General features: G+C 74.9%; 2 protein-coding genes and 1 pseudogene. 1 reads left to right on the top strand and 2 read right to left on the bottom strand.

Annotated elements, in window-relative coordinates; genetic code table 11:
• Nucleotides 1-168: pseudogene (locus tag AB0946_RS32240) on the top strand (crotonyl-CoA carboxylase/reductase); the annotation flags it as partial.
• On the opposite strand, the gene AB0946_RS32235 reads toward AB0946_RS32240, so the two are convergent.
• Nucleotides 146-1,435: an MFS transporter gene (locus AB0946_RS32235; protein ID WP_366764212.1), complete on the bottom strand. Its 1,290-nt coding sequence runs from the start codon at nucleotides 1,433-1,435 to the stop codon at nucleotides 146-148. The pseudogene AB0946_RS32240 and the gene AB0946_RS32235 overlap by 23 nt on opposite strands.
• A gap of 69 nt (nucleotides 1,436-1,504) precedes the next feature.
• Nucleotides 1,505-10,384 (bottom strand): amino acid adenylation domain-containing protein, encoded by an 8,880-nt coding sequence (locus tag AB0946_RS32230; RefSeq protein WP_366764211.1) that lies wholly within the window; start codon nucleotides 10,382-10,384, stop codon nucleotides 1,505-1,507.
• Nucleotides 10,385-10,465: the final 81 nt, after the last annotated feature.

The following is a 10,465-nucleotide window of genomic DNA, read 5'->3' as shown; positions in this document are numbered from 1 at the left end:
ACGTACTCCCTGGAGGAGACCGGCCAGGCGGCCTACGACGTGCACCGCAACCTGCACCAGGGCAAGGTCGGCGTGCTCTGCCTCGCCCCCGAGGAGGGCCTGGGCGTGCGCGACGAGGAGATGCGCGCCGAGCACATCGACGCCATCAACCGCTTCCGGCACACCTGACCTCGGCGGGGGCCGGATCCGGGCTCGTGTCCATGGCTCGCCAGGACGGCAGTACGAAGGGAATGAGGGACGTGAGGAGGAAGGCCAGCCCGGTGACGGCGAGCGCGGCGGTGACACCGACGGAGTCGGCGGCGAGCCCCGCCAGCAGGCCGCCGAACGGGATGCCCGCCCACGCGCTGGCCTTCACCGCCCCGAGCACCCGCGCCTGGAGGCGTCGGGGGATCCGCTCGTACTGGAGCACCCCGAGGAGGGGATTGACCAGCCCACCGGCGATCCCCGCGACCAGGCTCACCGCCAGGACCGGAGCGAGCGTCGAGCAGACGCACAGGGCCAGGAACCGCGGGGCGCCCGCGAGCAGGAATCCGGTCCGGAACGTGACCGACCGGCTCAGCCGGGGGCCGAGCCAGGCACCCGCCACGCTCCCGGCGACGGTGCCGACACCCATGGTGCCGGTGATCAGGCCCAGCGCCTGCGGGCCGTCCAGGTGTGCCTTCACCCAGGCCGGCAGCAGGACGGCCGAGAACGCCTGGTCCAGCAGGTTGCTCACGGCGATCAGGACGACGATGCCGAGCAGCAGCCGGTCCCCGCGCAGGAAGCGCAGCCCCTCGGCCAGCTCCGCACGGTAGCGGCCCGGCGCGCCCCCGGCCCGCGGCGCGGTCGCCGGCTGCCGTGCCGGCGCCGCCGCACAGGACACGATCAGCACCGAGGCGACGGCGAACCCGGCCGCGGTGAACGCGAGCGTCGACGTGACACCGACCGTGGAGAGGAGGACGCCCGCGAGCGCCGCCCCGGCGATCAGCCCGCCGCGCATGGCTCCGGCCGACAGCGCCACCGCACGCGTCAGCGGCACGCCCGCCCGTTCGGCGACGGCGGGCAGCAGCACATTGCCCGCGCAGTCCGCGACGCCGCGCGCCATGGCGGACACCGCCACCAGGGCGCACAGCGGGCCGAAGCCGAGCGCGCCCGCCAGGTGCAGGACCGGGACGGCACCGAGCGCGACGGCGGCCAGGGCGTTTCCCGCGACACAGGACACCCGGGCGCCCCACTTGTCGACCACGGGCCCGGACAGCGCCTGGAGGACGACGTACGGGGCCGTGTCCGCGAAGGCCACGGCGCCGGCGTGGGACGTGCCGCCGCCGGTGCCGAGGGCGAACCAGGGAAGGGCCAGCTCGGACATCGAGGTGCCGAGCACCGAGATGAATCCCGCGCACAGGAGGATCACGAGCGGGTACCGTGATCGGCTGGTCGGTACGGTGATGCCGGTCATCGTGGCTCCAGACTGCTGGGGGAAGTCGGGCGCCGTGTTCCGGCGCCCGACCGGCGGCTCACACACGGCTCACACGGCGAGTTCCTCGGCGAAGCCCAGCCGGGAAAGGAACTCCCGGACGGCGGCCGTGCCGGATTCGGCGTTGAGCATGAGCACGAAGCCGCTGCCCCGTCGGGCGTCGAGGAAGGACAGGCACCGGGCGCCCGAGGGCTCGCCGAGATGCCCGAACCAGGTGCCGCCGGACACCTGCCGGAGCATGGTGCCCAGGCCGTAGACGCCTTCCGCGGTGGGGCGGATCATCTCCCGGGCCAGCTCGCCGTCGAGCAGACGGCGACCGGAGCCCCCGGTGGCCGCGTGCCAGAGCTCCAGTTCCAGGGCCGCCAGGTCGCGCGGGGTGGACCACAGGCCCGCACCCGCCAGTTCGGGTGTCCGCCGCCAGCGGCCCGCGAGCGGACGCCCCTCGGTGTCGTGACCCGACGCCACCTCGCCGGCGGGGAACGGGGCACCGGACGACAGGGCGGTGCGGCGCAGCCCCAGCGGGGCGAACAGCCGGTCGCGGGCCAGGTCCGCGACCGGCCGGCCGCCGACGTCCTCCAGGATCCGCTGGACCACCGCGTAGTTGGTGTTCGAGTAGCGGAACCGGCCGACGTGACGGCCGTCGGCCGTAAGGCGCGGCGGTGCCCCGTGTCCCGGCGCCGCCGACTCGGCAAGCGGCGGCAGCGGTTCACCGGGACCGAAGTCCCGGCCGGGCGCGACGGGCAGCCCGGCACTGTGGCTCAGCAGGGCCCGCAGCGACACGGCACCGTGTCCGTCGGCACCCCGCACCCGCCAGCCGTCGAGGTAACGGTTGACGTCCTGGTCGAGGTCGAGCGTGCCGTCCCGCACCAGCACCAGGCAGAGCAGGGCGGTGACGTGCTTGGCGAGGGAGCCCGCCTGAAAGACCGTGCCGTCGGTGAGCGTGCCCGGTTCGCCGCGGTGGGCCGTGCCACGCGCCCACGTGGCCGTCAGGGCGCCGTCCTCGATGACGGCCGCGCTGACCCCGGGCACCCGGTGCGCGGAGAGGATCGCCGTCAGGTCGGCGTCGTCCGGCCGCAGCCGGTCGAGGAACGTGCCGACCGTCAGCCCGGGCGCGGACGACGGGGCGCGGTCCGCCGCCGCGGCGATGGCCTCGACGGTGCGGTGCCGCAGGATCTGCGCCACGGTCACGGGCACGCCCGCGGCCCGGGCCCGGGTCATCACGAGAAGCGCCCGGATCGAGTCGCCGCCCCGGTCGAAGAAGTCGTCCCGCACACCGAACCGTGCCAGCTCCAGGACCGCTGCGCAGACCTCCGCGAGGACGCGCTCCGCGGTGGTGCGGGGGGCCACGTACGGCCGTTCGTCCGGGCCGCCGTCCGCCTCCGGGGCGGGCAGCGCGTTGCGGTCGATCTTGCCGTTCGGGGTGAGGGGCAGCCGGGGGAGCAGCACGAACACGTGCGGCACCATGTACTCGGGCAGGTACCGCGCGAGGTGTTCGCGCAAGCCCCGCTCGGTGGGACGGTGACCCGGCGCGGGCACCACGTACGCCACCAGCCTGGTCGTACCGCCCGCGGTCTGCGACACCTCCACCACGCTCTGCCCGACCGCGGCGTGCTCGTCCAGTCTCGCCTCGATCTCCCCGAGTTCGATGCGGTACCCGCGGACCTTGGCCTGCCGGTCCAGCCGGCCGAGGAAGTCCACTCGGCCGTCCGGGAGCAGCCGTGCGCGGTCGCCGGTGCGGTAGAGCCGGGCGCCCTCGGGCCCGAAGGGGTCGGGCACGAAGCGCTCCGCCGTCAGGGCGGGGCGGCCCAGGTAGCCGCGCCCGACTCCGCGCCCGCCGATGAACAGCTCGCCGGGGACACCCACCGGCACCGGGCGCAGGTCGGCGTCCAGGACGTGGACGCGCTCGCCCGGCAGGGGCCGGCCGATGGTGACGGGACGGTCCGGGTCCGTGACGGGGTCGATGGTGGACCAGACGGTGGTCTCGGTCGGCCCGTACACGTTCCACAGGGCTGCGCAGCGGCGGACGAGGTCCCGGGCCAGCGCGGACGGCAGCGGCTCCCCTCCGCACAGCGCCCGCACGGACGGTTCGTCGAAACCGCCGGCCAGCAGCACCCGCCAGCCCGACGGCGTCGCCTGGACGAAGCTCACCCGCTCCTCGCGGATCAGGGCCACGAGTCCCTCGGGGTCCGTCGCCGCGTCCGGGGGCGCCACGACGGTCCGGGCACCGGTGACGAGGGGCAGGAACACCTCCAGGCCCGCGATGTCGAAGGAGATCGAGGTCAGGCTCAGCCAGGTGTCCCGGGCCCCGCTGCCCAGGCGGTCCCGCATCGCGCCGAGGAAGTGGGCGATGGCCCGGTGCTCGATGTCCACGCCCTTCGGCCGGCCGGTCGAACCGGACGTGTAGATCGTGTAGGCGAGGTCCCGGCCCGTCGGGCGCGGCAAGGGCACTCCGTCGGCTTCCTCCTCCGCGGGAGCGTCCACGTCCAGCACCGGCACGGCGCAGCCGGGGACCGGCGGCGTGGCGGCGTCGCTCAGCACCAGTACGGCACCGGAGTCCTCAAGGACGAACGCGCGTCGCTCGGCCGGGTACGCCGGGTCCAGCGGGACGTACGCCGCACCGGCCTTGAGTACGGCGAGCAGGGCCGTGACGGTGCCGGCCGACGGCCTCAGATGGACCGCCACCCGGGTGCCGGGGCCGGCTCCGGCCCGGCGCAGCCGGTGCGCCAGCCGGTCGGAGTCCGCGTCGAGCCGGGCGTACGTGGTGGACCGGCCGGCGTGGCGCAGCGCGACCGCCCGCGGGGCCGCCCGGACCTGTGCGGCGAAGAGATCCAGCAGGGTCTCCTCGGCCGGAAGCCCGTCGTCGGCGCCGCTCGCGGTCAGCTCCCGCAGCTCCTCGTCCGACAGCATGGGCAGGTCTCGTACGGCCGTGTGCCGGCCGCTCGCCAGCTCCGTCAGCAGGCGGCCGAAGTGGCCCAGCAGCCGCTCGGCGGCGTCGGCCGTCACCTGGCCCTGCTCGTAGTTGAGGGTGAGTACGAGTTCGCGTGCCAGGTCGGCGCGGACCAGCAACGGGTATCCGGGCTGCTCGTGCCCGGTGACCGGGGTGAGCCGGAGGCCGGCGGGCTCGTCGTCGCCGCCGACGGCTGCGGTGTCGGTGAAGACGAGGATGCTGTCGAACAGCCGCTGCCCGCCGGGGACGGCGGTGTGCCGCTGGATCTCCGACACGGAGAGGTATCCGTACCGCTGGGCCTCGGTGAGCCGGGCGTGCAGTTCGCGCAGCCAGTCGCCGACCGGGCGGCCCTCCGTGACGCGGACCCGGGTGGGCAGGGTGTTGATGAGCAGTCCGACCATGCGGTCCGCTCCCGGGACGCCGGACATGCGCTCGGTGAGGGTGTTGCCGAACAGGACGTCCGAGGTGCCGCTGTAGCGGGCGAGAGTGAGCGCCCAGGCGGCCTGGAGGACCGTGTTGACGGTGACCTTGTTGGTGCCGGCGAGCCGGGACAGGGCCGAGGTGACCGTGGCGGGCAGCACCAGCGGCCGGGTCGTGGTGGCGCCGGTCCCCTCCTGCGCACCGGCCACCACGGGAAGGGGCGTCGGACCGGCGAAGCCCTCCATGGCCGACCGCCAGTAGGCGTGGGCCGACGCGGTGTCCTGGCTGTTCAGCCAGGCGATGTGGTCCTGGTAGGGGGTGGGTTCCGGCAGTTGCGGCAGCCGGCCCTCGCGGCTGATGGACGCGTAGCAGGCCCGTACCTCCGCGAGGACCAGGGACACGCTCCACCCGTCCAGCAGGATGTGGTGGTTGTGCCAGACCAGCAGGTGTTCCCCGGGGCCGGTGCGGATCAGGTGCAGGCGGTGGGGCGGGGCGGCGCTCAGGTCGAAGCCCGTGCGCCGCTCCGTGTCGAGGAGGTCGGCGAGCCGCGCCCGGAGCCGGTCGGGGTCGTCGCTCCAGTCCGCCGTCCCGGCGGGCAGCGGCAGGTGGCGGTGGACGATCTGCACGGGTTCGGGGACGCCGTCCCAGGCGAAGGTGGTGCGCAGGGCCGCGTGCCGGTCGGTCACGTGCTGCCACGCGGCCAGGAACGCGGACGTGTCCAGCTCACCTTCGACGCGCCACACGAGCTGGGTGAGGTAGTCGCCCCGGCCGGGACGGTGCAGCGCGTGGAACAGCAGCCCCGTCTGCATGGGGGACAGGCCGTGGACCGTGTCGACCCCGCGGGCGTCGAGACCGGCCAGTAGCCGGTCCAGGCCCCGCTGGTCGAGCCGGGCAAGCGGGAAGTCCGAGGGGGTGGCCCCGGCTGCGCCCGATGTGCAGTGGCCGACGAGAAGGCGCAGCCGGCTCAGGAAGTCGTCGGCCAGCCGCCGTACCGTACCGGCGTCGTGCACGCCGGGCGCGTAGGTCCAGCGGATGCGCAGGGCGCCGTCCAGGACCGCCGCGTTGACGTCGACGAGGTGCGGGCGCAGACCGGAGGCCGCCACCTCCGCGCCGACGGGACCGAGCCGGCGCAGCAGTGGTCCGGCGGCCGTGTCCCGTGTGTGGTCCCCGTCCGCGATCCGGCCGTGGTAGTTGAAGCTGACCTGCGGCGGGGCGAACCGGGCCAGCGCCTTGGCGGTGTCCGGACGCAGGTACCGGGCGAGGCCGTAGCCGATGCCGTTGTGGGGGAGGGCGCGGAGCTGTTCCTTGACCGCCTTCAGATGGGCGGCCGGGTCCTCCTGCGGCGGCAGCGTCAGGTGGACGGGGTGGATGCTGGTGAACCAGCCGACCGTGCGGGTGAGGTCGACGTCGTCGAAGAGCGGTTCCCGCCCGTGGGCCTCCAGGTCGACCGAGGCCGTCCGGGACCCGGTCCACGCGCACAGGGTCTGCGCGAGGGCGGTCAGCAGCAGGTCGTTGACCCGTGTCCGGTAGGCGGCGGGGGCCTGGCGCAGCAGCGCGGTCGTCTCCGGCTCGGGCAGCGTGGAGGTCAGGCTCGCCGCGGCGGCCTCGGTGTTGCGGCCCCCGGCGTGGTCGGCGGGCAGCGGCTCGGCGTCGCGGCCGGCGCTCACCCACGCGGTGGCCTCGGCGGCGAACTCCGCGCTCTCGGCGTGCCGGGCGATCCGCGCGGCCCACGCGCGGTAGGAGGTGGTCTTCGCGGGCAGGGCCGGTTCCCGCCCGCTCGCCAGCCGGCCGTACACCGTGGCGAGATCCTCCAGCAGGACGGCCCAGGACACCGTGTCGACGGCGATGTGGTGGATGGTCCAGAAGAGCTGGTCGGGGGCGTCGTCCCCGACGCGGAACAGCACGGCCCGCAGGACCGGGCCCGCCGTGAGGTCCATCGCCGCGTGGGCCCGGTCGGCCTCCCGCGTGATGACCGCCTCCCGGTCGGCCGCCGGCACCCCGGTCAGGTCCACCACCCGCAGCAGGTCGCCCTCCTCCCGCTCCGCGATGTGCTCCTGCCAGTCCCCGGTCGCGTCGCGCACCAGCCGCAGCCGCAGGGCGTCGTGGTGCGCCGTCAGCGCGCGCAGCGCCGCGGTCAGCAGGGCGGGATCGGGCCGTGGGGCCCAGGACAGTCGCACGGACTGGTTGTGATGGTGGTGCGGCCAGTCCTGCTCGGTGAACCACCGGTGCACCGGGAGCAGTTCCACGCCGCCGGACACCGTGCCCTGCTCCGCGCCGGCCACCCGCCCGGTGTCCGCCGACCGGTCGACGGACGCGGCCAGCGCGGCGATGGTCTGGTGCTCGAACACCTGCCGGGGCGTCATGCGCAGCCCGGCCCGGGCCGCCTCCGCGACCGTCCGGATGGACAGGATCGAATCGCCGCCCAGTTCGAAGAAGTTGTCGTGCACTCCTACCTCGGCCACGTGCAGCACGCGCGCCCAGATGTCGGCGAGCGCCCGCTCGGTGGGCGTCGCGGGCCGGCGTCCCCCACCGGGGGCCGGGTCATCGGCCTGGTCCGGGGCGGGCGCGGGCAGCCGGTCGCGGTCCACCTTGCCGTTCGGCTTCAACGGCAGGGTGTCCAGCGCCACGAACGCCTGCGGCACCATGTACGAGGGCAGCGCGTGCCGCAGATGCGCGCGCAGCTCCTCGGTGGGTGCCCGGTCGGCGCCCGCCGGTGCCGTGTAGGCCACGAGTCGTTTGTGGCCCGGCACGTGCTCGGTCACCACCACCGCGGCCTGGGCGACCCGCGGGTGCGCGAGCAGCCGGGCCTCGATCTCGCCGAGTTCGATCCGGAATCCGCGCAGTTTGACCTGGCCGTCGATCCGGCCGATGAAGTCGAGGGTGCCGTCCGGCCGGTACCGCACCAGGTCGCCCGTGGCGTACATCCGCGCGCCCGGGGTGTCGCTGAAGGGGTCCGGCAGGAAGCGCTCGGCCGTGCGGGCCGCCCGGCCCAGGTAGCCGCGGGCCACTCCGTCGCCGCCCGTGTAGAGCTCGCCGGGGGTGCCGACGGGCACGGGCCGCAGACGTTCGTCCAGGACGTAGACGGTCGTCTGCTGGATCGGGCGGCCCAGCGAGACGCGGGTGCCGACCTGTTCGGCGGCGGTCAGGGGGGCGCAGGTGGTGTAGGTGGTGTTCTCCGTCGGGCCGTAGCAGGCGACCACCGTCAGACCGTCGTGCGCGTCGAGGGCCGCGCGCACCGCGCCGGGCGAGATGACGTCACCGCCCGTGAGCAGGTGCCGTACGTGCGCGAACGCGCCCGGGTCGTACTCGGCGATCTGGTGGAACAGGCCGGTGGTGAGGAACACGACGGTGACCCGGTGCTCGCGCAGCAGGGCGCCGATCTCCGCGACACCCAGCCGGCCGGGCGGCGCGACGACCAGCCGGGCCCCGGTGAGCAGGCTGCCCCACAGCTCCATGGTGGAGGCGTCGAAGGCGACCGGCGCGATCTGCAGCAGCGTCTCGCGCTCGCCGAGCCGCGCGTACGTCGGCTCGTGCACCAGGCGGATCACCGCCCGGTGCGGGACCATGACGCCCTTGGGCCGGCCGGTGGAGCCCGAGGTGTAGCTGACGTAGGCCAGGGACCGCGGGGTGGCCGGGCAGGGGGGCGGACCGGCGGGCTGTGCCGCGAGAGCGGCGGAGGTGGCGGGGTCGTCCAGGTCGAGCACGCGGACGGCGTCGCCCGCCGGGAGCGGCGTCTCGTCGGTGCCGGCGGTGCCGCGCACGAGCAGCGTGGCGCCGCTGTCGGCGAGCAGTGCCTCGTTGCGCTCCACGGGGTTGGCCGAGTCCAGCACGAGGTAGGCGGCGCCGGCCTTGAGCACGGCCAGCAGGACGACGACCAGCTCGGCCGAGCGCGGCAGGGCGACGGCCACGGGGACGTCGGCGCGGGCGCCGCTCGCCCGGAGCAGATGCGCCAGCCGACTGGACGCCGTGTCGAGTTCGGCGTACGTCATGACCGTGTCCCCGGCGACCAGGGCCGTGGCGTCCGGTGTCCGGGCACGGGTCCGGGCGAACAGCTCGGGGATGGTCGCGTCCGCCGGATAGGGCCGGAAGGTGTCGTTCCACGCCTTGGTGACGGTGTCCGTCTCGGCTGCCGAGAGCAGGTCCACCTCCTCCACCGGCCGCGCGGGATCGCGCACCACCCGGGCCAGGAGCGTCTCCAGGTGGCCGAGGAGCCGCCGGCCCGTCTCCGGGGCGAACAGGGTGGTCTCGGTGACCAGTTCGAGGGCGATCCGGTCGGGTCCGTGCACGACCGACAGGAGCAGGTCCACCTTGGGGGAGGCGGTGTCCCCGGGCAGGTGCTCGGCGGTGACGTCCGGCAGGTCCCAGCGGTCCCCGCCCGCCTCGGTGCACTGGAAGAGCACCTGGTAGAGCGGGTTGCGGGCGGCGTCACGCGGCAGCGCCAGCGCGGCCACCACCTCCTCGAACGCGATGTCCTGGTGGTCCAGCGCGTCCAGCACCTGGGCGTTGACGCGCGCGGTCAGCTCCGAGAAGGACGGGTTGCCGGTGAGGTCCGCCGGAATCGCGACCGTGTTCGCGAACAGCCCGACCACGGACTCGATCTCCGTCCGGGTCCGCCCCGACACGGCGGCGCCCACGGCGAAGCGCCGCCGCCCCGACCACCGGCTGAGCAGCACATCGAACGCGGTGAGCAGCAGGGTGAAGAGGGTGACGCCTTCCCGCTCGGCCAACTCGCGCACCTGGGCCGCGAGTCCGGGATCGAGGACGCGGTGGGCGCTGTGCCCGCGGTGGGACAGCCGCGGCGGCCGCTCGTGGTCCGTGGGCAGGTCCAGTACGGGCGGCACGTCCCGCAGCACCGTCCGCCGGTGGTCGAGCCGGCCGGCCACCGCACCGGTCCGTCTGAGGCCGGCCTGCCACTGCGCGTAGTCCGCGTACTGCAACGGTGGCGGGGGCGGAAGGGGTTCCCCCGCCAGACGGGCGCGGTACAGCGCGCTCAGCTCCGCGGCGATCAGCCCGACGGACCATCCGTCGCCCACCAAATGGTGCAGGGTGAGCACCAGGAGGCTCTCGTCGGAGCGGACGACGAGCGCCGCGCGGAACAGCGGGCCGACGCGCAGGTCGAAGGAGCGCGCCCGCTCCCCCGCGACGAACCGCTCCGCGGCCTGGCGCTGCCCGTCCGGCGGCAGGTCTCGCACGTCCCGCACCACCAGTGTGCCGGTCCAGTGCGGGTGGACGACCTGACGCGGTCCGTCGCTGTCGTCGAAGGTCGTGCGCAGCGCCTCGTGACGGTCCACCAGGTCGGTGAGGGCGCGGCCCAGCACCTCGGGGTCGATGTCGCCGCGCAGCCGCACCACGTGGTCGATGCCGTAGACGGAGTTGTCCGGCAGGAAGTGGTCCATCGCCCACATCCCGCGCTGCACCGGGGACAAGGGCGCCGGTCCCGAGCCGCCGCGCGGTGTGAGGGTGTCCGCGTCCCCGCCCCGTCCGCGCAGTCGCTTGCGCAGCAGCGCCTGCCGCAGTGCCGCGACGTCCGGCCGCGGCGGTGTCTCCTGCTCACGGGTGTCCATGTCTGCCTCCTGTGATCGTCACGCCGCGGCTGTGCCACCGGCTCAGGGGTCAGGGCGATCCGGTGGTTCACCGTTCGCGAC

Source organism: Streptomyces sp. NPDC046870 (genome assembly GCF_040704595.1).
Taxonomy (GTDB): domain Bacteria; phylum Actinomycetota; class Actinomycetes; order Streptomycetales; family Streptomycetaceae; genus Streptomyces; species Streptomyces argyrophylli.
The sequence above is the reverse complement of the archived record's forward strand: the minus strand, read 5'-3'. Positions and strand labels throughout refer to the sequence as shown.